This is a genomic window from Acinetobacter sp. 24-47-47, assembly GCF_057737035.1.
Genome location: NZ_CM173216.1, coordinates 2,652,555 through 2,675,676, shown reverse-complemented (window position 1 = coordinate 2,675,676; position 23,122 = coordinate 2,652,555). Strand labels below are relative to the sequence as shown.

General features: G+C 39.4%; 18 protein-coding genes and 2 tRNA genes. 6 read left to right on the top strand and 14 right to left on the bottom strand.

Features of this window, described 5'->3' with window-relative positions:
- Window positions 1-326: 326 nt before the first annotated feature.
- A complete protein-coding gene (locus AC1M9E_RS12505) occupies window positions 327-866 on the bottom strand; it encodes a TetR/AcrR family transcriptional regulator (RefSeq protein ID WP_481614072.1) in 540 nt (179 codons plus the stop codon).
- A gap of 96 nt (window positions 867-962) precedes the next feature.
- On the opposite strand from AC1M9E_RS12505, the gene AC1M9E_RS12500 reads away from it, so the two are divergent.
- On the top strand, window positions 963-1,496 hold the full coding sequence (locus AC1M9E_RS12500; protein WP_481608881.1) for an HPP family protein: 534 nt from the start codon (window positions 963-965) through the stop codon (window positions 1,494-1,496).
- Between the two features lie 195 nt (window positions 1,497-1,691).
- On the opposite strand, the gene AC1M9E_RS12495 is transcribed toward AC1M9E_RS12500, so the two are convergent.
- The 5 genes from AC1M9E_RS12495 to glyQ form a co-directional block, all read right to left on the bottom strand.
- Window positions 1,692-2,081, bottom strand: coding sequence for a hypothetical protein (locus AC1M9E_RS12495; RefSeq protein ID WP_488224839.1), 390 nt, complete (start codon window positions 2,079-2,081; stop codon window positions 1,692-1,694).
- Window positions 2,082-2,211: 130 nt separating this feature from the next.
- Window positions 2,212-3,033 carry a hypothetical protein gene (locus AC1M9E_RS12490; RefSeq protein WP_488224838.1) on the bottom strand — a complete coding sequence of 274 codons (822 nt, stop codon included), beginning with the start codon at window positions 3,031-3,033 and terminating at the stop codon, window positions 2,212-2,214.
- A 73-nt stretch (window positions 3,034-3,106) separates the two neighbouring features.
- Window positions 3,107-3,634 (bottom strand): DUF6932 family protein, encoded by a 528-nt coding sequence (locus AC1M9E_RS12485; protein ID WP_488224837.1) that lies wholly within the window; start codon window positions 3,632-3,634, stop codon window positions 3,107-3,109.
- A gap of 98 nt (window positions 3,635-3,732) precedes the next feature.
- The gene (gene glyS, locus AC1M9E_RS12480) at window positions 3,733-5,802 is read right to left on the bottom strand and encodes a glycine--tRNA ligase subunit beta (protein WP_488224836.1); all 2,070 of its coding nucleotides are present in this window, start codon (window positions 5,800-5,802) and stop codon (window positions 3,733-3,735) included.
- A complete protein-coding gene (gene glyQ, locus AC1M9E_RS12475) occupies window positions 5,802-6,779 on the bottom strand; it encodes a glycine--tRNA ligase subunit alpha (protein WP_488224835.1) in 978 nt (325 codons plus the stop codon). The genes glyS and glyQ overlap by 1 nt, the downstream gene beginning before the upstream one ends.
- Window positions 6,780-7,127: 348 nt before the next feature.
- On the opposite strand from glyQ, the gene AC1M9E_RS12470 reads away from it, so the two are divergent.
- Window positions 7,128-8,354, top strand: a complete 1,227-nt coding sequence (locus tag AC1M9E_RS12470) for a hypothetical protein (RefSeq protein WP_488224834.1) — start codon at window positions 7,128-7,130, stop codon at window positions 8,352-8,354.
- A 74-nt stretch (window positions 8,355-8,428) separates the two neighbouring features.
- On the opposite strand, the gene AC1M9E_RS12465 is transcribed toward AC1M9E_RS12470, so the two are convergent.
- The 3 genes from AC1M9E_RS12465 to AC1M9E_RS12455 all read right to left on the bottom strand — a co-directional run bounded on the left by AC1M9E_RS12465 (window position 8,429) and on the right by AC1M9E_RS12455 (window position 11,129).
- Window positions 8,429-9,838, bottom strand: coding sequence for an SLC13 family permease (locus AC1M9E_RS12465; protein WP_481596197.1), 1,410 nt, complete (start codon window positions 9,836-9,838; stop codon window positions 8,429-8,431).
- 97 nt (window positions 9,839-9,935) lie between these two features.
- Window positions 9,936-10,718 carry a sulfite exporter TauE/SafE family protein gene (locus AC1M9E_RS12460; protein WP_488224833.1) on the bottom strand — a complete coding sequence of 261 codons (783 nt, stop codon included), beginning with the start codon at window positions 10,716-10,718 and terminating at the stop codon, window positions 9,936-9,938.
- A 147-nt stretch (window positions 10,719-10,865) separates the two neighbouring features.
- Window positions 10,866-11,129 carry a PspC domain-containing protein gene (locus AC1M9E_RS12455; protein WP_179998741.1) on the bottom strand — a complete coding sequence of 88 codons (264 nt, stop codon included), beginning with the start codon at window positions 11,127-11,129 and terminating at the stop codon, window positions 10,866-10,868.
- Between the two features lie 270 nt (window positions 11,130-11,399).
- Here AC1M9E_RS12455 and AC1M9E_RS12450 point away from each other — a divergent pair, with 270 nt between their 5' ends.
- The gene (locus AC1M9E_RS12450) at window positions 11,400-12,011 is read left to right on the top strand and encodes a hypothetical protein (RefSeq protein WP_488224832.1); all 612 of its coding nucleotides are present in this window, start codon (window positions 11,400-11,402) and stop codon (window positions 12,009-12,011) included.
- Window positions 12,012-12,102: 91 nt separating this feature from the next.
- Here the strand turns inward: AC1M9E_RS12450 and AC1M9E_RS12445 are convergent.
- The 4 genes from AC1M9E_RS12445 to AC1M9E_RS12430 all read right to left on the bottom strand — a co-directional run bounded on the left by AC1M9E_RS12445 (window position 12,103) and on the right by AC1M9E_RS12430 (window position 17,828).
- Window positions 12,103-12,178: transfer RNA gene (locus AC1M9E_RS12445), tRNA-Lys, on the bottom strand.
- Between the two features lie 19 nt (window positions 12,179-12,197).
- Window positions 12,198-12,273, bottom strand: a tRNA-Lys gene (locus AC1M9E_RS12440).
- Between the two features lie 130 nt (window positions 12,274-12,403).
- Window positions 12,404-14,245 carry a long-chain-acyl-CoA synthetase gene (locus AC1M9E_RS12435; RefSeq protein ID WP_481588638.1) on the bottom strand — a complete coding sequence of 614 codons (1,842 nt, stop codon included), beginning with the start codon at window positions 14,243-14,245 and terminating at the stop codon, window positions 12,404-12,406.
- A 205-nt stretch (window positions 14,246-14,450) separates the two neighbouring features.
- Window positions 14,451-17,828, bottom strand: a complete 3,378-nt coding sequence (locus AC1M9E_RS12430; RefSeq protein ID WP_488224831.1) for an Rne/Rng family ribonuclease — start codon at window positions 17,826-17,828, stop codon at window positions 14,451-14,453.
- Window positions 17,829-18,586: 758 nt separating this feature from the next.
- Between AC1M9E_RS12430 and AC1M9E_RS12425 the strand changes: the two genes are divergently transcribed.
- Together AC1M9E_RS12425 and AC1M9E_RS12420 are read left to right on the top strand one after the other, a co-directional pair.
- Window positions 18,587-19,552, top strand: coding sequence for an RluA family pseudouridine synthase (locus AC1M9E_RS12425; protein WP_481588736.1), 966 nt, complete (start codon window positions 18,587-18,589; stop codon window positions 19,550-19,552).
- Between the two features lie 126 nt (window positions 19,553-19,678).
- Window positions 19,679-20,347: an HAD family hydrolase gene (locus AC1M9E_RS12420; RefSeq protein ID WP_481588640.1), complete on the top strand. Its 669-nt coding sequence runs from the start codon at window positions 19,679-19,681 to the stop codon at window positions 20,345-20,347.
- 43 nt (window positions 20,348-20,390) lie between these two features.
- Here the strand turns inward: AC1M9E_RS12420 and hcaR are convergent, their stop codons facing one another.
- On the bottom strand, window positions 20,391-21,296 hold the full coding sequence (gene hcaR / locus AC1M9E_RS12415; RefSeq protein ID WP_035264195.1) for a DNA-binding transcriptional regulator HcaR: 906 nt from the start codon (window positions 21,294-21,296) through the stop codon (window positions 20,391-20,393).
- Between the two features lie 681 nt (window positions 21,297-21,977).
- Here hcaR and AC1M9E_RS12410 point away from each other — a divergent pair.
- On the top strand, window positions 21,978-23,099 hold the full coding sequence (locus tag AC1M9E_RS12410; protein ID WP_180028632.1) for an MBL fold metallo-hydrolase: 1,122 nt from the start codon (window positions 21,978-21,980) through the stop codon (window positions 23,097-23,099).
- Window positions 23,100-23,122: the final 23 nt, after the last annotated feature.

Below are 23,122 nucleotides of genomic sequence, written 5' to 3'. Positions count from 1 at the left end.
GGGTCTTGCTGTTTGTCGGATTGGCAATGATGTTTTGATTAAGTATTTTATTTTTAATATAAAAAAATATTGATTGGGTCAGTTTAAAAAATACAACTGTATATAAATTAATCATAATTTAGAAGATATTTCTTCTATCTGATTTCTAAAGAAAATTATAAATTGTGAGCATTTATGCCAATCAGGAGCTTTTATTGAAACTGTAGAAACTCAGCGCTATGTGAGACTTTCACCTTTATGAAAAAATCGTGATTAATCAAATTTTTTTACTTTGATATCTGAAGCAAAACTGATTTAGGCAAAATATGCGTAGCTTTAAATCAAAGTCATTCCTCTAATAGATGATTTATATTTTTCTTAATCAGAGCACCAAGTTGAGGATCAAATCCATCTACCAAGAATCGGCTAATTAATCCTTCTATTAGTGTGTAAATTAATTCGGATAAGTCTTGTCGGCCCATATTCAAGCAATGTGTTGATATTAATTCTTTTATCCATTGCTTATGATTTTGAGCAACTGAGATTATAGATTTATCATCTTGGTTCGATTCAGCAACAGCTCTAACGAATAAGCACCCTTTAAAGGAGTCTTGTTGAAACCACTGCATATGCCAATCAAAAATTTTGTTTATTGCAGCAAGACCTTCTGATTTGCCGATATATTGAAACAAACTCGCTTTAAATTTTTCATCACGAGCTTTGAGAACGGATTCAACCAACTGCATCTTATTTTTGTAGTACGTGTACATCGTGGTTTTCGAACACCCTGATTGATCTCGAATTAAGTCTACACCAACGCCAACAAAGCTATTTTGGTTAAATAGTTTTTCTGCTGTATCAAGAATTTTTAATGCTGATTTTGACATCCTTGCAATCCTGAAAATAAAAATAGTACAGATCTGTACTATTTTTATTTTATCTGTATTATGCTTTTAAAACAATATTAAAAAGGCGATATCAGTATGCTTTCAATTTTTGAAGGAAAAGAAAAACTTACTGCTTTTCCTAAACCGCACGAAATGATTCGGAGCTTTATTGGAGGAACAATTAGTATTTTTTTGCTACTTTTGTTGAGTAAATTAACGGGAAATATTTATATCATGGCGCCTTTTGGCGCAACTTGTGTAATTCTTTATGCAGTATCACAGTCGCCATTAGCTCAACCTAGAAATGTGATTTTCGGTCATTTTATTTCTGCTTTTATCGGTCTATTTTTTCTTAAGTTCTTTCATGATTCGATTTTGACTGTAGCTTTATCAGTCGGTTGTGCGATTGCCTTAATGCAATTTTTTAGATGTGTGCATCCTCCAGCAGGAGCAAATCCATTGGTCATTTTATTGACAGCAGATTCAATCAGCTATGGATGGAATTTCCTCATATTTCCTGTGCTTTTAGGATCTGTGGCTTTAGTATTGATTGCGATGATTGTGAATAATATTAAACCTAATCATAAATGGCCACTTTACGGTTTAGGTATAATCAAATCCAAGTCATAATTGAAATTTGCATCATTCGATTTTTTTAATCTTATGTGAAACTACCTGAGATAGCCTTTCACTCAAACCTATCTTTTGTGAGACTTGGCACTGGTCGAGTCACTTTATACTCCCCACTTATAAAAAAAGCACAGTTGGTTTTAGCCAATTGTGCTGTCGTAGTTTATGAATGATCAGATGAATGGTTTTAGCTTCTTAGAAATGTTCACACTGTTGAAGATTTTTCGCTTTAAAGTGGTTTTTGAGCGCGTTAAAGTTGGCTTGTTTTACTGAATCTTGAATATCAAATATGGTCTGTTTGTTCTCGACATCTGCATCTAAATTTGAATGTGCTGAAATCAGTTTTTCCCCTTGGAAGAACCAGTATTCAGTAGCTTTGCCTGTCTCAAAGTTGCCTGTAAATTCAATGAGGCAGTTGTCTTTTTGTTTAATGAGGCGAGCAATATTGTGTTGAGTTTCAGGTTCAACAGCGATGTTTTTGTGTTGTTCTAATACGATAGGGGTATTTGGATTTGATGGAGCTGTTGAGCAAGCGCTAACAAATACAGCGATAAGAGAAATAAATACCGTTCCTTGGAATTGCATAAGAATGTTTCTTGTTGAGTGTTATCAGATTGAGTATAGGGATTTGAATGAAAATTGGCTATAGAATTAATGTTTTGAGTATAGTTATGTATCTTTAAAAAATTGTACTTTTGGGTGAATGAATTGATATCTAAATGATTTCGATGAAGTCATAACTTTCAATAATTTTTTCAAAAGTTGGATGGGTGCTTAGATGTTTAATTACTTTCAAAGTCACGAATTGATTAATATGTAATTTCTCAATTTCAGATAATAATGATTTTTCTAAACGTATCCGATAGACTTTTTTATCTTCATCAATAAGATTAATTTTTCCAGAGTGATCCAGACTTTGAATATTTCCTGTAATTTCACATACAATTGGATCAAGAAGTTCTAATTCATTCAAAAAATGCAAAGCATTTTCAATTTTTTGTGCATTTCCCATCCAGTAATGTTTCTCATTGTGGTGAGAGTTCCAGTTAATTTCAAAGTCTAAATTATTGCTTTTTAAGGCAGATAGCATAGATTTAATACTTGCAATGCCTCTATCACCCATAAGTGAGAAAATTTCCTGATTTTTCTCGGGATTTTCTAATGATTGGAAAAATGAGAACCAATAAGAAAGGGTATTTTGAGATAGGCTCCATCCGAATAAGTCAGGCTGAATTTCTAAACTAATAATGAATTTTGTCGAGCCTGGAACAATATTAGCGAGACGAAGATCTAACTCAGATTGATTAATAAAATCAGCATGTTTCTTAGGGGTTCTTACTTTTGTAGAAAGAGTAATTAGACTCTCTGCTAAACCTTTTGACAAAGTAGCATGCAGCATTAATGGAAGTGAGCCATGATGAGCTTTATCACCTATGAAGCGAACTTCTAAAATTTCTTTTTCTCTACGGAGTTGTAGATCGTAGAGTTGCTTTCGAAGGCTATTTATATGTTCTTTAAAAGAATTGAATGCAGCCATTTTGAAGCGATCATTTTTATCTACAGTATGGCTACTCTTATTGAGTGTTTCTTCAGCTAAACGTATTTGTTCTTCAAGAGTAGAGATGTTCATGAGAGTTTACTCGAAGTTGAATGAAACCTTTAGCTTCAGATAGTTGATTGTAACTGAATAGACTACGCCAATAATGATAGCGATCTACTTCGCTCATAGTGTTGAAAAACAAGTCACATCCATATCGGGCGCGAATTGTATTACGATTTTCTAAAAATGAAAGTAATTCATTATATTTTTCGGATGAAAGTTTGTTGAGATCATCTTCATTCAGAAATAGAGCTATATCAATATCACTAGGATGGGGTTTTGTGGAACATAAAGAACCATCTATCCAAATAATTATTTCCACCTTAAAGGCTTCTAGTTCCTGAATAAGTGCCCTTAAACGGTTACATAGATGAGAGCGAGTTCTTTTCTCCTCAAATGGATTTAAAACAGTTGCTTCTAAACGGGATAATGTAAGTGAATGAATACCTGGATCTAATAATGTAGGGTAAATCACCTTTCCATTGAAGATACGAGTTGGATCTTTTTCTATTCTTTCTGTAAAAATACTGTCTATCATAATTTTATATTCTTATTATCATTCTGTTTTTATAGCATAAATAAGAATTTTGAAAAATAAAAAACCCACTCTAAAGTGGGTTTTTTAATGCTGAATGATTAGTGCTGTAACACCGAAATATCAGCCACTTTCGTAAACAAATCACGAAGCTGTGCAAGCATACGTAAACGGTTCGCTTTTAATTCAGCATCATCAGTCATGACCATTACACCGTCAAAGAACGCATCTACAGGCGCACGAAGAGCAGCAAGTGCAGACAATGCAGCAGTGTAGTCTTTCGCAACAAATAACGGCCCAACCACAGGCGTAATTTTCGCAAGTTCAGCGAACAATGCTTTCTCAGCATCTTCAACCAAGTTTGCTTCAACCACAGCGCCTTCAGGTGCAGCTTCTTTCGCAAGAATGTTTGCAACACGCTTGTTTGCAGCAGCAAGCGCAGCCGCTTCAGGTAATGCACGGAAGTGATTTACCGCATTTACACGTTTGTCAAAATCAAGAGGAGATTTTGGTGACAACGCTTGAACAGCTTGAATTACATCAACAGCAACGCCTTGGTCTTCGTATTTCGCACGGTAACGACCTTCAAGGAATGCAACAGCATCGTTTAAAGTCTTGTCGTGGTCTTTTAATACATCGCCATAAGCAGCAAGTGCAAGTTTGATCAAGTCTTCAATTGACACATCAAGCTCGTTTTCAGTCACTAAACGTAAAATACCAATTGCAGAACGACGAAGCGCAAACGGGTCTTTAGAGCCTGTCGGTGCTTGACCAATACCAAAAATACCTGTGAGCGTATCTAAACGGTCAGCAAGGGCAATCGTTGTACCTGTTTTAGTTTTTGGTAAAACGTCACCAGCGAATTTAGGTAAGTACTGCTCACCTAAAGACTCAGCAACTTCATCATTTTCACCTTCAAGACGTGCGTAGTAAGTACCCGCAATCCCTTGAAGCTCTGGGAATTCACCCACAAGCTCAGAGGTTAAGTCACATTTCGCAAGAAGTGCAGCTTTTTCAGCATCCGCAGGGTTTGCGCCTGTGATAGGTGCTAAAGCAACAGCGAGTTTTGCAATACGTGTCGATTTGTCCCAAAGCGTACCCAATTCTGCTTGGAAGACCATATTTGCTAATTTCTCTTTACGAGAAGCAAGCGGTTGTTTTTGGTCTTGTAAGAAGAAGAATTCAGCATCAGACAAACGTGGACGAACCACTTTCTCGTTACCTTCAATAATTTGTGTCGGGTCTTTAGACTCAATATTTGACACAGTAATGAAGTACGGTTGAAGTTTATTGTCGCTATTTACTAAGCAGAAGTACTTTTGGTTGTCCTGCATTGTTGTGATGAGTGCTTCTTGAGGAACAGCAAGGAAGCGTTCTTCGAAGCTTGCACGAAGCGCAACAGGCCATTCAACCAGTGCAGTCACTTCGTCACGTAAGTCGCTAGGCACAATCGCAATCGCATTTACTTCATCAGCCAATGCTTTGACTTGACCGTCGATGATTGCTTGACGTTCTTCAAAAGATGCAACAACGTAAGCCGCTTTAAGCTTGCTTAAGTATTCATCAGCATGCGTTAAAGTAATTGCTTCAGGTGCATGGAAACGATGACCGAAAGTTACGTTACCTGCTTTGTGATCTTGAATTGTTGCATCAACAACGTCGTTGTCTTTAAGCAATACCACCCATTTTACTGGTCGTACAAATTCGGTACGGCTTGCCGCTGAACGCATACGTTTCGCAATTGGAAGATTGTCCAATGCACTTTGTAAAATTTGTGGAAGTAAAGCATCAAGGCTTTGACCTTTGACATCTTTTAAATAGCAAACTTTTTCGACTTTACCCGCTTGAAAAGTCGAGATTTGATCAACCGTGATGCCTTGACCACGCATAAAGCCTTCAAGCGCTTTCGTTGGGTTACCTTCAGCATCAAACGCTGCTTGTTTAGCAGGGCCATCAAAACGTTTTTGCGTGTCCGCTTGCGCGCCATCAACGTTGACAATTTTGAGGGCAAGACGACGTGGTGCTGCATATGCTTCGATAGAATCAAAAGCCAAGCCTGCATCTTTTAAGCCTTTTACAGTTTCAGCTTGCAGTGCATCACGTAATTTTTTTAAGCTTTTTGGTGGTAGTTCTTCACAACCTAATTCGAACAATACTGTATGTTTAGACATTATTTGCTCTCCTCAGATTTTGCTTCTGCTTCAACTTGTGCCTTTAACTGTGCCAATACTTCATCACGTAATGCTGGTTCTGCCATTGGGAAACCAAGTTCCGCACGTGCAGTCACATAAGCATTTGCAATTGAACGCGCTAATGTACGTACACGTAAAATATAACGCTGACGTTCAGTCACAGAAATCGCACCACGTGCATCGAGTAAGTTAAAGCTATGCGACGCTTTAACCACTTGCTCATACGCAGGAAGTGGAAGTTTTGCTTCGATTAAACGTGTTGCTTCAGTTTCATAGAAGTCGAAGAGTTCAAACAGTTTATCAACAGGTGCGTATTCAAAGTTATAAGTCGACTGTTCAACTTCATTTTGATGGAATACATCACCATAAGTCACTGTACCAAACTGACCTTTAGTCCAAACCAAATCGTAAACTGAGTCTACACCTTGCAAGTACATTGCAAGACGCTCTAAACCATAAGTGATTTCTCCAGTAACAGGGTAGCACTCAACACCACCGACTTGTTGGAAGTAAGTGAACTGAGTCACTTCCATGCCGTTTAACCATACTTCCCAACCTAAGCCCCACGCGCCAAGCGTTGGAGATTCCCAGTTGTCTTCTACGAAACGAATGTCATGTACCAACGGATCAATACCAATCGCTTTAAGCGAGTCAAGATACAGCTGTTGGATGTTGTCTGGGTTTGGCTTAAGTACCACTTGGAATTGGTAGTAATGTTGCAAACGGTTTGGGTTTTCACCATAACGACCGTCTTTCGGACGACGTGAAGGTTGAACGTATGCAGCGTTCCAAGTTTCAGGCCCTAATGCGCGTAGGAAAGTTGCAGTGTGGAATGTACCTGCACCCATTTCCATGTCGTAAGGCTGTAACACGACGCAGCCTTGCTCCGCCCAGTAGTTTTGTAAGGCAAGAATTAAGCCTTGGAAAGTATCAATATGCGATATGGCGCGACTCATGGTCTTCCACTTAAAATTAGAGAAAAATTGCGCTCAATTATAAGGGCTTTAGCAGGGAGTGGCAAAGGTTAGTCCATAAATTTGTGCGGCCAACTCAATTGCTAAAAAGTTTGCATACTTGGAGCAGAACGACATCTGTAGTGTTCTTGCCTACATGTTGAAGTTTTTAATCAGATGGCAGGAAATCAACCTCAGTTGATTTCATTTTTACTTTAACTTTTGGCTTTTCAGTGGAGATATTTCATCTGAGATAATGAATAAATCTTTGAATCTCTGTATCACTATGTTATAAATGTTATGTTATAACATTCCAAGTGTAATGTATTGTCATAATAAGAGATGATCTCCATGAAAAACCAATTACCAAAGATCAGCATTTTGCTTTCAGCTATTTTACTGACAGCTTGTGGTGGTAGTGATAACAACAAATCAAATCAGAATAATCCACCTGAAAAACCAACAACTGTGGTAAATCAAGAGGGGAGACTTTTGATCATCAATGATCAAGTCGATCGACCAGAATTGAGTTTATTCGATTTAGAACAGCAAAAAGTCATCGATGTTAAACAACTGAAGACGATGCCATTTGCGTTACATAGCAGTCCCAGTTCACGTTATGGCATCTTGATGGATCGAGTTGGTGGCACTGTTAATTTTTATGACAGCGGTTTAAGTGATAAGGGAACTGCTTCACCTCAGTTATTGAACTTCCAACTCAATGGTGCTGCACCTACGCATTATCGGAATTTTAATGGTCAGGCTGCTATTTTTTATGATGGTAGCGAGACTGAAACATCAAAATTTGATGTATTTACAGATGCAGGAATCGCTTCAAAAAATGTGGCATCGCAAAAGCTGCCATTTAAACATCATGGTGTAGCTGAACCGTTGGGTGAGTATGTATTGAGTTCATATTCAGGATCAGGCGAAACATTAGCAAGTGTGGTGAGAAATTACGAACTGCATGGTGATCATTTCCATGGTCAAAATAATTTAGAAAATACGTGTCCAGGTTTGCACGGGGCTTCATCGGTTAAAGGTTATAGTGCATTTGGCTGTGAAGACGGCGTATTGCTTGTCGAGCATGGTGTTGCAGGTCTTTTTAAAGACTCGAAGATTAAGTTGGACGTTCGTATTGGTACAGTCGTTGGCCAAGCCAATGCGCAAGAGCTAGTTGGATTGGCATCCGCTACACCTGATTTATTCATTATCAATGGTGCAAATAAGTTGGTTCAACAAATTCCATGGACTGAGAAAGATACCAATGTGAAACGTCTTCAGCAGACGTATAGCCAATCTGGCGATTATTTCGTGATACTCGATTCATTGGGGCAATTGGTGATTTTAGATACTGAGTCTTGGACAGTGAAACATCGTATTCAAGTGATTGAGCAAGGTTCAGAAGCGATAGAGAAGGCAGCGCTGATTGCGCATGGTCAGCAAGATCGTGTTTTCATCAATAATGTGGTGACGAAACAGATTCATGAGATTGATTTGAAATTGGCCAAGATTGAACGCAGTATCAAGCTAGATGCCGTACCACAAAAATTCACTTGGTTGGGTGTTGCAAAATAAATAAAAGACTGGCTTTGAATCGACAAGAAAAAAGCACGATATCGTGCTTTTTTCTTTTTTGAACATTTTTTAAATTAGCTAAAGAACCAATAGATAAATAGTGACACAATGAAAATACACATTATATTCAGGACGAATCCGACTTTCATCATTTCAGACTGTTGAATATGTCCGGTACCAAATACGATGGCATTTGGTGGTGTCGCAACAGGAAGCATAAATGCACAAGAAGCACCAATGCCGATCACAATAACTAAAATTTCCTTGGGCATACCCATTTGATCGGCAATCGCTGCAAAGACTGGTACTAACAGTGCAGCAGATGCAGTGTTACTGGTGAATTCAGTCAAGAAGATAATGAACGTAGCAACGACGAAAATAATGAGGAGTGGGGAGGCATCACCAAAGGCATTGGCTAGGGTTTGACCAAGCACCAATGAACTGCCTGAATCTTTTAAAATTGCACTGAGGGTTAAACCACCGCCAAATAAAAATAAAACGCCCCAATCCGTATTTTCAGCGACTTGTTTCCATGTTGCAGTACCGATAATCACGACCAAGCATGCTGCTAACACAGCAATCCAGGTATCAGGTTGAGTGATACCAAAAGTATCGGTGAGCTTTTTACTGAAGATCCAAGCGATAGCTGTGCAGACAAACAATATCATTGTTGCAATTCGAGTTCCTGTCCAAGGGATATCCTCAGTCACAAATTGGACTTTATGGTTGAGCTTAGGTCTAAGTACCAGATAGAGACTCAAGAGCATGGCAGGTAAAATGAGCAGCATCATCGGTAAACCGATTTTCATCCAATCTGCAAAATCATAGTCTAAAGCCTTAGCCGCGATTGCATTTGGTGGAGAGCCAACCATGGTCCCTAAGCCACCAATACTTGCAGAATAGGCAATACCTAACAGGATAAAAACAAATGTTTTTCGATCTCGACTGACATCTAAATGTGAAAGTAAACCAAGGGCAAGTGGAAGCATCATTGCTGCAGTCGCCGTATTTGAAATCCACATAGATAAAAGTGCTGTTACAGCAAAAATCGCTATTACAGAGATGCCGAGATGACCACCAGACATAGAGATGATCCACATCGCAATTTTTTTATCGAGCTTTTGAATATGCAGCGCGGTCGCTAATGCGAAGCCACCAAAAAATAAAAAAATCACAGGATCTGCAAATGTAGCTAATGCCGCTTGTGTTGTGATTGGTATAAGCTCATCGCCTTTAGCCATAGGCATCGCGAGAAGAACCGCGAGTACGGGTACCAATAGGGCGGTAATCGTGATATGGATGGCCTCAGTCAGCCATAAAATGCCGATAAAGCAAAGTAATGCCAACCCTTTATTGGCGTTTTCATCATAGGGTAAGACTTGATAGAGTCCATAAGAAATAAAAGCGGCGATCAGTATCAACACCCAACCTTTGATGAGCCCTTTTGGCATCATGTTGGTTGGGGTCGCGAGTTGTTCCGTCATATTCGCTCCTTTTGAATGTCGCTATAGGTTTTATAGTTGCATGTATTAAACTTCTTAATTCTGAAGAATGAATATCCTTATCACTTTTCAAAATATACTATTTAAACAATGAAATCGATTGTTCTAATAAATTATAGCTTTGCCACAGGGCTTGAATACCGAGCAAAAGTAATAGGATCAATACTGTATTTTTAAAAAACTGTTGAGAGATGTGTTGCCTGATCCATCCTCCGATCCATACCCCAAATATTGCAAAAACACAGATCAACATGACTAAAAGTTGTTGATGCTTATCAATATTGACCAAAATTGGGTAAAGTAGAAGGAGTTGTATCAATTTGCTGGCGATAAAGCTTAAATTACTCACGATCACAATATCGGTTTTACTCAGCTGACAGCTGAGTAAATACATCATTAGAAATGGTGCCATTGCATTGGTAGCACCACCGATAATGCCTGCTAACAGACCGAATATCAGCATATTGAGCACTGACGGGCTGACGGTGAATGAATGTTGTCGTAATTGATCAATCACATACAGTACCATCACCATGCCAAGTAAAAGCTTTAAATAACCTTCATTGAGCCACAATAAAAGTTTCACCCCAAGCAGACTGCCAACTAAGCTACTTAGAATAAGGGGAAAAAATCTTATGCTGTAGTGATGAATGCTCTGCCATATTGAATACTGAGGGTGAGCAGTTAGCAGAATTAAATTTAAAATGAGACAGGGAAGAATGACCAAAGTGACAGCGAGGCTGAGCGGGAGTTGAGTAGAGAGTACGGCGGTACTCATCATGGGAAAGCCGAAACCGCTCAGGCCATGTAATAATGCGGCCAGTGCGCATAGCCACAATACCATCCATTCCGACTGTGCCATTGATTGTCCATATTTATTGTTTTGTTCAAGTTAGCGCTATTTTGAGAAAGATGCAAAATGAGAATAAAAAAAACACGATAATTGGGGGAAATTATCGTGTTAAAAAACTCACCCGAGGTTGTGTGGGTGATTGAGGGTAAACTCAAGTTAAAGCGGTGATCTGTCCTGATGTACAGTGCGCATTGGACGATCATAAGTATTTGAATGTTCGTGCTGAACTTTATTTTTTGGCATCACTAACCAAAGCACTAAGTACACTAAAATTCCTGGAAATGCAGCGCTCATCACTGACACTAGAACAAAAATAATTCGTAATAAATTCGCATTCCAACCAAAACGTTCAGCAATACCGCCCATCACACCAGCAATCATGTTAGAGCGGTTTGAGCGATATAAACCAACATTGGCCATTGAGTTCTCCTTTAGAACCTAAAATAGTCATGAAATAGACTTCGCAATTTTTCTTTAACGTTTGTCTATACATTTTATATGGAGAATAATTTTTAGTTTTAAAGGAGATTATTCAAAAAATATCGTAATTTTATGTAATGAAAAAGATAAAACCTTGATGTGGTATAGGTTCTGCATAAATAGTCAGATCAGTCTAATACTTGTATATCCCTATTTTATAAGGATAATATTTTTATACATCGCAATTTATGAAATGGCTCAAGATATAAAATGATGAATTTAAATTTTAAAGTTCATTCAGTCTCAATGTTCAGCATTATCGCCATCATGAATATTGCACTTGCGGCATGTAGCCAGAATGAATCGCCACATATTGAACACATCAACCAAATTCAGGAGTCGCATACGCCTGAGTCTTCTAACTCATTAACGAATGTCGCAGGTAAGGCACGGCCTCCAGTTCAAGAGAATGTGGATACAACACCGCAGTCTGTTGCTAAAGAATGGCAGAAATTTGTAGGTCGTTACCAAACCACCATGCAATGTGATGATGGCTTTGCTCGTTGTGATAAGGGTGAAGCTGAGTTTATTATCAATTTATTGGCTGATGGCACAGCTCATCGTATTTTTATGCATCGTGGTAAGGTTGAATTTACAACGCAACGTCAATATCGCCAAGATCGTTGGTTGTATGATCCGCATCACCATCAAATCATTATTTTGAGAGAGAGTGGGGTTCAGTTTTTTTACGATTTGGATGAGCAGGGTAATATGGTCATGGATCTTGATAAAATTGCCAATGCAACGGAAGTGAACCAAACTTTCTTTAAAGACAATCCGCTTCCGTCACGTGCATATACTTTGCAACGTCAAAAGCTTTGAAGATATAAGAATTGATCCTCTATGAGGGTAGCTTGTATTATATTGCAGGCAATAAAAAAGCCTTTCAAGATGAAAGGCTTTTTTAAGAATCTGGTGGGTCGTCCGCGACTCGAACGCGGGACCAACGGATTAAAAGTCCGCTGCTCTACCAACTGAGCTAACGACCCATAGGGGTTTCAAAATAAGTGGTGGGTCGTCCGCGACTCGAACGCGGGACCAACGGATTAAAAGTCCGCTGCTCTACCAACTGAGCTAACGACCCATCTCGTTTTGATGTTGCGTATTTTAGCAAGTTATTTGAGTAGCGCAAGTAAAAAATATAAAACTTTGTTACGTTTGGCTAGAAATGACACAATTTCGTGTTTTCTAGCCAAAAAACAATCGATTTTAGCTTAAAAACGATATTTATACTGTTCAATATTTTTCAGAATCTCTTCATTTAAATCGCAATATGCATCTTCATTTGGTAATAAAACCAAAATACGATCTGAAGTTTTGTCTGGAAAATAAGCTTCTTCCTTTAACTTACTCTTTTGATATTTAAATGTTCCTGTAGTTTCGAGTGTTTTCTGTACACGTAAGAACACTGGAACTGCATAGCTAGGCAAAGACTTCTTAAAGAACTGAGCCATATCGGATAAATCTTGCTCATTTAGTTCAGCACCTTCTGCTAAAGTGATGGCTGCCATACCTGCACGACCGTTAGTATTTGGAATCTCAACGCCGTATACCACTGCTTCTGTGATCTTTTCATAATCACTACAAATATTTTCAACCTCAGTTGTAGAGACATTCTCACCTTTCCAGCGGAAGGTATCACCGAGACGGTCAACAAATTGAGCATGGCGGCACCCGATATCTCGCACGAGGTCACCTGTGATGAAATAAGAATCTCCTTTGGTAAAAACATCATGCATAATCGAGGATTTATTCTTTTCTGGATCGGTATAACCATCAAAGGGCGAGCGATTGGTAATTTTACCAATCAATAAGCCTGTTTCACCTTTTTTGACTTTAATACAATGACCTTTTGCATCACGAATAGGAGCTTCTTTTTCCTTGTCATATTGGATAATGGCATAAGGAATAGGAGAGAAACCTACGGTATTGTCGAAGTTTAAAATATTGGAAAAGCCGACATTGCCTTCACTTGAAGCATAAAGTTCGAGTACTTCTTCAATGCCAAAGCGATTTTTAAATTTATCCCAAATATTTGGACGCATGCCGTTACCAATCATCTTGGTGACGCGATGATTGCGATCTTGGTGTGATTCAGGTGCATCTAGAAGATAGCGACATAGCTCACCAACATAACCAATTGCTGATGCATTAAATTTTTGAACATCTTTCCAAAAAGAAGAGGTTGAGAACTTACGACGAATCGCTAGTGTCGAACTACCAGCAATTACACCACACCAGCACACCACCATGCCTGTAGCATGATAAAGCGGTAAAGTGACATACATAACGTCATCTTTATTTAGATTGAGGACATGACCATATGTGCCATACGCTAACATCCAACGACTATTGGTAAAGACTACGGCTTTTGGTAAACCTGTTGTGCCAGACGTATAGATGTAGAATAAGCCGTCAGCACCAGTCACCTTATGTGTTTCAGCTAGATTATCTTTAGATTCAGATAAAATTTCTTGTGCAAGATTATGATAGCCTTCAGGTGCTTGACCAGCATTTTGGCGTGTATTTTGATCAGCAAACCAATAGAGCTTATCTTTTGCGACAGTCAGTTGTTCGCGTACTTCATCGACAGCTTCACGGCATTCTTCACCGACAATTACGCCGATTGGTTTAACCAAATTAATACTATGGGTAAGTACCTTACCTGTTTGAGACGTATTGACGAGCGCTGAAACAACCCCAATTTTTGCAAGACCAATGACGGTGGCAATAAGTTCACTACGGTTTTCAACAATGACCGCAATCACATCACCTTTTTTTGCACCCTTAGCGATGTAGTAGTGTGCAATTTGGTTTGCCCAATCATTTAGTTGTTGGTAGGTATATTTCTGATCTTCACATAACAGCGCAATACCTTGAGGATTTTTTTGCGCTGCACGCTCAAAAGCGAGGGCAAGACCTGCTGGCGTTTTAGGGGTACGTAAATAAGCCTGTTTGAGCCCGACAAGAATATTTGGCAACTTCGTGACCAAATGTGGGAGTCGTGCTGCTACGTCTTTGATTCCAATGAGATCGTTTTGATAAGTCTGGCTCATACTGGTCCTATTTTTTGTGATATTCCGTTTAGTCTTTAATTTTTCGCAAGTTTTTTACTTGGTTTTGTCACTGAATATCTTATCCATTTTGAAAAATTGATCAATTCTGAACAGGATTTTTCAGTCAAAACTTTAAAGACCATAACAAAAAAACCTAGCCACCGTAATGACTAGGTTTGTCAAAAGCTAATGTAGTTTAAGCAAATTACTCAGCTGATGGTGTTGCTTTTTTTGGTGGGCGACCACGAGGGCGACGCGGACGAACAGGTTTATCTTCTTCCTGCTGTTCTGCATCATCCTTATCTGCTTCAGCTTGTGCAGATTTATCTTCAGCACTTACGGCAACTTCCGCCACTTCAACTTTCGCAGTTTCTGCTTCTGTAGACGCAACTTCAGTTGATTCAGAAGATTTTTCTTCAGGTTGCTGTTGTGAAGAAGTTTGAACTTTTTCTTCAGTCTTCACTTCAGATTGAGTCACTTCAGCAGTCTGTGTTGCTGTTTCTTGATGTGCAACTTCAGATGTTGCATCAGCTGCTTGTGGAGCATCCGTAACAGGTGCTTCAACTTTCACGGCTTCTAGTGCTGCAACTTCTTCAAGGCGCGCTTGTTTTGCTTGCTCTGCTGCAAGTTTTGCAAGACGACGACGCTCACGTGGATCGTTTGCAACACGCTTATCAGACACTGGTTTTGGAGGTGTTAAGTCCAACACAGGTGCAGGCTCTTTTTCAGCTGGAGCTTGTTGAACAGCGACATCACGTGTTACTGGTTTTTTCTCAGTAGCAGGTTCAGTAGATTGAGTATTTAAACTCGCTGCATACTGTTCAGTGAACTTTTGCAATGCGCGATTGAAGGTTGGAATTAATCCAAACTGCTCAATCAATACAGAGCAATCCGCACCATAAACATGTTGAATTAAACTTAAAACCGTATGTTGTGCTAAAGCTGGCACTTGTGAAGGGCGAAGCTTCGGCGCATCTGATTTTGCTTTCTGGTCATGTTGATGCTTGTTACGACGACGTTGACGTGGGTCGTTACTTGCACGTTGTGGTGCTTGTTGAGGTTTAACCTCAGCTTCAATGACAGGTTCATCAACCGTAATTTCCACTTGAGGTGCTGACACTTCAGCGTCTGTCACAACAGGTGCTGGAGCAGTTGCTACAGGTGCTGCTACTTCAGGCGTTAATGCAACAATCTCACTTTGTGCTTGATCAACATTAACCACTAACGCTGTTTTAAGCTCATCATTACGAGGTACATCAATTAAATCAACTTTAACTTGAGCTTCTAGAGCAACAGGTGCTGAAGATTGCTCTTGATTTAATACACTTTGATCGCGGTGACGATTTGGACGTTGTGGACGTTGTGCATTACGGTCACGACGTGGCACAGCTTGTTCAGTTTGTGCTTCGAAAGCTGTCTCGTTTTGTTGAGGGCGCTTTTGATGACGTTTCTGATCACGCTGTTCTTGGCGTTGCTCATGACGGTTTTCATTGCGTGACTCATGACGATTGTCTTGACGTTGTTCATGGCGAGGTGCCTGTACAACTTCTTCAATCACATGTTGATCTGCGTTAACTTCGCGTGTGTCACGTTGCTTATTGCGATTTTTCTTGTTATGACGTTGTGGACGCTCGTCTTTTTCAGCTTGACGTTCTTGGTCGCGTGTATCATTTTTCGCAACAGGCGTATGTGAAATATACGCATTTGTTTCAACTGGTGCAGATGCTTCAATTGCCACAGGTGTCACAGGTGCAATTTGACCGAATTGACCGCGACTTACTGCACCACCGTTCACCATTTGTTCAATTGCAGCCGCTGCAGAGTTAGCCGTACGCGATTGGTCAATCGTACTCGCTTGTTTTTGAACAAAAAGATTTTCTAACCATGCGCATGGGCTAGTTGCTGGAGCAGCTACTGCTGGGGCAGTTTTTTGTGCTACCGTAGGTTGTGTAGCATTTTGATTGTTTTTATGACGCTTATTGCCTTTTTCCTGCGTTACAGGGGCATGCGTAGGTGGAGCTGTATGCTCTTCTTCTAAGTGCCATTCTGAAGACTCATAACCCAACTCTTTTTCACTAGAACGAGTCGCTTCAGTACGTTCATAGCTGGTTGGTGCAAAGCCTTCAGGATTATAGGAGATTTCGTAATGTGGCGTTTCTAAATGCGGGTGAGGGAGTACAGTCACACGTACATTTGAAGTTTGCTCCAAATATACGAGGCTATGACGTTTTTCATTGAGAAGGAATGCTGCAATTTCAACAGGAACTTCTACTTGAACTTCACCTTGACGCTCACGAAGTGCAATTTCTTCAACTTTACGCATGATTGAAAGTGAAAGAGAACGCAAGTCACGAACCATACCTGTGCCATGACAACGTGGACATACATAGCCAGTCGCTTCTTCTAAAGAAGGGCGTAAACGTTGGCGACTCATTTCCATTAAGCCGAAACGAGACAATTGACCGAACTGGATACGTGCACGATCACTTTGAGTTGATTCACGCAGTTTCGCTTCAACCATACGTTGATTGCGTTCTTTGGTCATATCAATGAAGTCAATCACGACCAGACCACCGATATCACGTAAGCGAAGTTGGCGAGCGATCTCTTCTGCTGCTTCTAAGTTAGTACTAAGCGCAGTTTCCTCTACATCGTGACCACGAGTAGATTTTGCAGAGTTAATATCGATCGAAACCAATGCTTCTGTTTGGTCAATGACAATTGAACCACCAGAAGGAAGTTTCACTTCACGCTCGTAAGCTGTTTGAATTTGACTTTCGATACCAAAATGAGCAAATAAAGGCTCATTCAAAGTATATGTTTTTAACTTGTCTAATTGGTTCGGCATCACGGCTTTAACAAAGTTATAGGCTTCGTTATAAGCTTGTTCAGAATCAATTAAAATTTCTGCAACATCATCACGTAAATAGTCGCGAATTGCACGAGTAACTACACCAGCTTCCTGATGAACCAACATTGGAGAAGGTCCAGAATTTGCTGTACTTTGGATGCGTGCCCAAAGATCGAGAAGGTGCTGAAGATCAAGTTGCAGCTCTTCTTGTGAGCGACCAATCCCTGCAGTACGTACAATCACGCTCATCCCACGAGGTACATTTAAAGACGCCAACATTTCTTTCAATTCTTCACGAACTGAACCAGAAATTTGACGACTAATACCACCACCTTTCGGGTTGTTTGGCATTAAGACCAAGTAACGACCAGCAAGGGAAATAAAAGTTGAGAGAGCAGCGCCTTTGTTGCCACGTTCCTCTTTTTCAACTTGAACTAAAAGTTCAGTACCTTCAGTGATTAACTCACGAATGTTTGAAGTTTGACGAGGGTCAGCTTTGTAATATGAGTTTGCGATTTCACGCATTGAAAGGAAGCCTTGACGGCCTGCACCATATTCTACAAACACAGCTTCAAGAGATGGCTCAACGCGAGTCACATGACCTTTGTAGATATTGGCTTTCTTTTGTTCACGAGTACGATTTTCTAAATCGAAATCGTAAAGACGGTGACCAGTGATGAGTGCAACGCGAACTTCTTCGGCATGTGTTGCATTGATCAACATACGTTTCATGGGTGTAACACCTAATAGTGATACACAAGCAAAACATCGCGATTTACGTAGCGAACATCAACCCGCATGGATCAATTCCTAGATCACCATAATTAGATTGATCTAAGTGTATTACCGGCCTTTATTGATGGGCTTCGGTATTTTGATTCACGTATTGATGATGGCAATACGGCTTTAATCCTGTCACTGATTAAAGAAGCCTGAACATTCACTGGCGGACTAACGGTGCATTGGATGTTCGTTACTTTCACTGTCACATTGCTCGAAGATCATCTCTTCAATTTTTTGATAGAGTGTCTTGATACGGAATTATCGTCGTATCTTTACAAATTGTGCAGATCCAATGCATCTAACGTTATAGCCTGAATGAGAAATCAGGTTGCGACCATTCTGATGTGTATCAGTTAACGTTTAAAAACCAACATAATTTGTTGGCGACATATTTTTTTAAACAAACTGATTTATGTGCAAAAGCACAATTAAACGCAACAGTTTGTCTTTTTGCCGATATAATAAGCCTTCGGCGTTGGCATATTCTTTTGGGACCATTCCGAGTTTATGCTAAACAAAAATTTAGTTTGAATTTCAAAATTTTGAAATCTCTAAACAAATGTTCACTTACGGCGGTATCCGTGCGCTGACTATAGCAAACCTTAGATCATCTGCCTATGGGCTACACAGACATTTCTAGTCAATTGGGTAGTCTAAATGATCAGTTTTTAATCGAATTTAGTATTTTTTTAGGTCAACGTAACTGTATGAATTCTACGCAAGAATGGCAAAGCGTCACTTGGTTTGAAGTGGATGAGCACCAATTGGGGCAACGCATCGACAATTTTCTATTCGCTCGTCTTAAAGGAGTACCGAAAAGTCGAATCTATCGTTTAATTCGTGAAGGTCAGGTGCGGGTCAACAAAAAGCGTGTGAAAGCGGAAACTAAATTGAATATTGGCGATCAAATCCGTGTTGCACCGATTCGTTATGAACAAAAAGATGAATCTCAAGCTCCAGTATCAGACAAAGTCGCGCAGGGCTTGTTAAGCCGTGTGATTTATGAAGATGAAGGTCTTTTAGTGGTGAACAAACCTTCTGGGATTGCGGTGCACGGTGGAAGTGGTGTTGCGTATGGCTTAATTGAAGGCTTACGCGCAGCGACAGGGAAAAAATATTTAGAATTGATCCATCGTATTGACCGTGATACTTCAGGCTTGGTGATGATTTCTAAAAAGCGGAGCGTGTTAAAAACACTTCAAGATATGCTTCGTGAACACAAGATTCAAAAAACTTATGCTGCTGTGGTGAAAGGCCAAGTAACACTAGATTCCCAATTAATCGATGCACCATTACATCGCTATGAGCTAGCCAATGGTGAACGTCGAGTGCGTGTATCTAAAGAAGGAAAGCCTTCAAAAACCCAATGGAAGGTAGCAGAACGCTTTATGCATGCATCACTCGTGTATGCATCACCGCTTTCTGGTCGTACACATCAAATTCGCGTACATGGACTCAGTATTGGTCATCCCTTGGTGGGTGATGAAAAGTACGGGCATGAGACGGAATATCGTGGACCTAAACCACGTCGTTTATGTTTACACGCAATGCGCTTAGAGATTCCAGGATATCCAGTAATTGAAGCACCCTTGCCTGAGGATATGCAAAGTTTGGTTGCACAACTTCGCGCACAAAAAGCGGATAAACCTGTAGTGCAGTCTCAACAAGACTGATTGCGTCTCAGTGGTTGTGTAAAGATTGAATCGTTGTGTCATGACGAGGTCATGCAACGATGGGATCTTAATATGTCACGATGATATTTAAGTGGCATCTGCCCGATCAAAATTAGGATACAAAATATGACATCAGCGGTAAAACTCATTATTTTTGATTGGGATGGCACTTTGTTTGATTCAGTGGGTCAAATTGTTGAAAGTTTAAAATTTGCCGCTAAACAATTTAATCAACCTTTGACTGATGAGGATGCTAAAAGCATTATTGGCTTAGGATTACCTGAAGTTGCGCAAGTTTTATTTCCTCAGGTTCCTGATTTACACGAGGCAATTTTACAATCTTATTCAGCGCATTATGTTGAGCACTCGAAACATGATCGTTGGTTTGATGGTGTGGCTGAAATGTTGCATGATCTCAAAGAATCAGGAATTCATTTGGCTGTTGCGACAGGAAAAAGTCGTAAGGGGCTAGATCGAGTACTGGGGCAAACTCAGAGTGTGAGTTTGTTTTCAGCGACACGTGCAGCCAGTGAAACAAAATCAAAACCAGATCCGTTGATGTTGGCTGACATTTTAGCCGAAACTGGTTTTAATGCAGATCAAGCGATAATGGTAGGAGATACTTCATACGATCTTGAAATGGCATTGAATATTCGTATGCCAAGTGTAGGGGTGACGTATGGCGTTCATGTACCTGAGGTATTACAGCAATATCATCCCCTTGCGGTTGTGGATTCCATTGATGAATTACATCAACTTTTAAAAAATTTGATTAATCAGTCAGTTGCTTGCTAAATCACATCGATAAAAAACCCGCTCAATTCAGCGGGTTTTTTATTCACGTTGAACTTTGATTAAAGTCTAAATAAAAGACTTTTGAAAGTAACTCCATAAATTTTTGCACAGCAATACCAGTGGCATTCTTGCGATAACTTACAAAGAGATCCAGAGAAGGTAGCTCTACATCGAGTGGACGAGTCACACTATTTTCCAAGAGAAGTGGCATAATATAGCCAGGAAGAATCGTACACCCTAAGCCAATACCAATAGAGTTAATGTTAAACAAGATATTGTCAGCTTTTTGAACAATTTTAAAAGAAACGCCATTTTGTTCAGCGAAGCCTAAAATGGTGTCATGCAGGGTCTTAGATTGCTCATCTGAAGGAATAACAAAATCAATGCCATCAAGCGCTTTTACAGGAATACGTTCGTACTTTGCCAAAGGGTGGTCTTTAGGCAGAATAAAAACTAAAGGTTCACGCAGTACAAAGCGACTCTCGATCTCTTCAGAATCTAAACGTTGACGAGTAAAAGTAATGTCCAATTCACCTTTCTTTATGCCTTTGAATTGCTCAATATTATTTAAGCTTTGTAATTCAATTTTTAATTCGGGATTTTGAACACGTAAGTTAGGTAATACATAAGGAAAGATTTTCATTTCTGCAACTGGCACAAAACCAATGCGTAGCATTTTTTGTTTTGCTTTAGACACTTGGCGCGCCATATTAATTGCTTTTTCTGCTTGAGCAATGGTGAGTCTCGCCTGTTCCAGAAACACAGCGCCTTCTTCGGTCAATTCAACTTTTCGTTTGGTACGATTTAGTAAACGCACACCAACATCTTCTTCTAAATCTTTGATTTGTTGGCTGAGTGAAGGCTGTGCTGTGTAGAGCTTAAGTGCAGCTTTGCTAAAATTAAGCTCTTCTGCAACTGTAATAAAATAGCGCAAATGCCGTAATTCCATATAGCCTTCCAGAGAATAATCTAAAAAATGTCTTAATGTTGCTAAAGATGAGTATAAGTGAAATTGATCAATAAGTAGATGTATTTTGGTATTTAGTTAGTGAATGAAGCATTTTTATGTATTTTAAAATTTACATGCATTTAATTTCTTACTTAGATAGAAATTTTACATTTCAAGATCGAACTCTCATCGTGAATGAGTGACTGATTTGTATAGGTTTAGAAAAGATTGTATCTATTAAAGTTGAAACCAATTGTTTCGGCTTTAAGTCTATGAAAAATAATAATGTAGAGAAAAGTACGTTGAAGCTTTGGGAGATCAGTTGTTCAGCGTTAAGTCACATCCTAAACAAAATTTAACTTCCTCTATTTAAGATTTCTGTGGGTGATTAAAAAAACATCAAAAATCAGAAAAAAACAACAAAATCATAAACAAAAAGAAAGTCTGAGTTGTATATGATGAATAATAGAGGGATGAGTGGTGTTCTATTTCACAATTTATTGATGAAATTATAACCACTTCATGGGAATTGAGATTGATGTTGTCTTAAATGAAACACGAACAGTGTATCTTTTAAAAACATAATTTAAAAATGCGAATAGATGATGAACATAATCTATTTATATAACTGAATAATCAACTATTTCAAAATCGCTTCGGTTTAAGGTGCTTACATTTATTATGTCTAATTTGACTGATATTCCAACGACGACTTCGAGTAATCCAGAGTCTACACTTGTTGTTGGACGGAAGCCGCAAGATTCTAATCTGCACTATCAACTAAAGACTGAAGATTGTATTCGGCATGTGTGGTTTAAACCAAAACTTAAATTGGTTTCACTGGATCACCATAATGGGCGAAGATTCGTTAATCAGGAACCACGTCCTGCACAGCTCAACCAATGGAATTTATATAAATGGTTGATGGCTCGTAAAAGCTTTACCTGGCAAGGTGATTTCGCGAAAGAGCAACAGGACTTTATTCAAACCAAACGTGCTAAGCCTGAGGCTCGTCCGCATGCAGATTTAGAAGACTGGCAAGTATGGTTTGTTGGTCATGCTACGGTTTTAATTCAAATTGGTCCATATAACTTCTTAACCGACCCTGTATGGGCGGATTATGTAAGCCCAAAGCACGGGAGTGGACCGAAACGTGTTATCCCTGCAGGGATTGCACTTGAAGATTTACCACAGATTCACGCAGTATTACTCAGTCATAATCACTATGATCATATGGATTTAGCGAGTTTGAATTGGCTACATCAAAAATTTGCTATGCCGATCTATACAGGTCTAGGAAATGCAGCCTATTTGCCGAAAGCATTTCATGTGATTGAGATGGATTGGTGGCAGTCTGCCTTATTCAAAGATTTTAAAATTGTCTACACGCCTGCCCAACATGGTTCTGGTCGAGGGCTTCGTGATCAAAACCTTGCATTATGGGGTGGTTTTTCAATTTTATCTGAGCATGGTCATTGTTACTTTGCTGGTGATACAGGCTATGCACAACATTTTAAAGAGATTCACCAGCGCTTAGGTGCACCAAGGATTGCTTTACTGCCAATCGGTGCATATGAACCAAGAGTATTGATGCAATATCTACATATGAATCCTGCTGATGCATTCCAAGCACATAAAGATTTACACGCAAAACGTTCACTAGCGATTCACTATCGTACTTTTCAGTTGACAGATGAAGATCGGAATCAACCTGAGTTGGATCTGCACCAAGCGATGAAAAATGCATCTAAATTTATCAGTCCGTTTTATTGTATTCGGGAAGGTAAAAAACTAATTGTTTGAATAAAAAAAACCGCTGATAACAG

Bases quoted from the DNA above. Each gene is read 5' to 3' on its own strand.
- AC1M9E_RS12505 (WP_481614072.1), bottom strand. From the start codon at position 866: ATGTCAAAATCAGCATTAAAAATTCTTGATACAGCAGAAAAACTATTT.
- AC1M9E_RS12500 (WP_481608881.1), top strand. From the start codon at position 963: ATGCTTTCAATTTTTGAAGGAAAAGAAAAACTTACTGCTTTTCCTAAA.
- AC1M9E_RS12495 (WP_488224839.1), bottom strand. From the start codon at position 2,081: ATGCAATTCCAAGGAACGGTATTTATTTCTCTTATCGCTGTATTTGTT.
- AC1M9E_RS12490 (WP_488224838.1), bottom strand. From the start codon at position 3,033: ATGGCTGCATTCAATTCTTTTAAAGAACATATAAATAGCCTTCGAAAG.
- AC1M9E_RS12485 (WP_488224837.1), bottom strand. From the start codon at position 3,634: ATGATAGACAGTATTTTTACAGAAAGAATAGAAAAAGATCCAACTCGT.
- glyS (WP_488224836.1), bottom strand. From the start codon at position 5,802: ATGTCTAAACATACAGTATTGTTCGAATTAGGTTGTGAAGAACTACCA.
- glyQ (WP_488224835.1), bottom strand. From the start codon at position 6,779: ATGAGTCGCGCCATATCGCATATTGATACTTTCCAAGGCTTAATTCTT.
- AC1M9E_RS12470 (WP_488224834.1), top strand. From the start codon at position 7,128: ATGAAAAACCAATTACCAAAGATCAGCATTTTGCTTTCAGCTATTTTA.
- AC1M9E_RS12465 (WP_481596197.1), bottom strand. From the start codon at position 9,838: ATGACGGAACAACTCGCGACCCCAACCAACATGATGCCAAAAGGGCTC.
- AC1M9E_RS12460 (WP_488224833.1), bottom strand. From the start codon at position 10,718: ATGGCACAGTCGGAATGGATGGTATTGTGGCTATGCGCACTGGCCGCA.
- AC1M9E_RS12455 (WP_179998741.1), bottom strand. From the start codon at position 11,129: ATGGCCAATGTTGGTTTATATCGCTCAAACCGCTCTAACATGATTGCT.
- AC1M9E_RS12450 (WP_488224832.1), top strand. From the start codon at position 11,400: ATGATGAATTTAAATTTTAAAGTTCATTCAGTCTCAATGTTCAGCATT.
- AC1M9E_RS12435 (WP_481588638.1), bottom strand. From the start codon at position 14,245: ATGAGCCAGACTTATCAAAACGATCTCATTGGAATCAAAGACGTAGCA.
- AC1M9E_RS12430 (WP_488224831.1), bottom strand. From the start codon at position 17,828: ATGAAACGTATGTTGATCAATGCAACACATGCCGAAGAAGTTCGCGTT.
- AC1M9E_RS12425 (WP_481588736.1), top strand. From the start codon at position 18,587: ATGAATTCTACGCAAGAATGGCAAAGCGTCACTTGGTTTGAAGTGGAT.
- AC1M9E_RS12420 (WP_481588640.1), top strand. From the start codon at position 19,679: ATGACATCAGCGGTAAAACTCATTATTTTTGATTGGGATGGCACTTTG.
- hcaR (WP_035264195.1), bottom strand. From the start codon at position 21,296: ATGGAATTACGGCATTTGCGCTATTTTATTACAGTTGCAGAAGAGCTT.
- AC1M9E_RS12410 (WP_180028632.1), top strand. From the start codon at position 21,978: ATGTCTAATTTGACTGATATTCCAACGACGACTTCGAGTAATCCAGAG.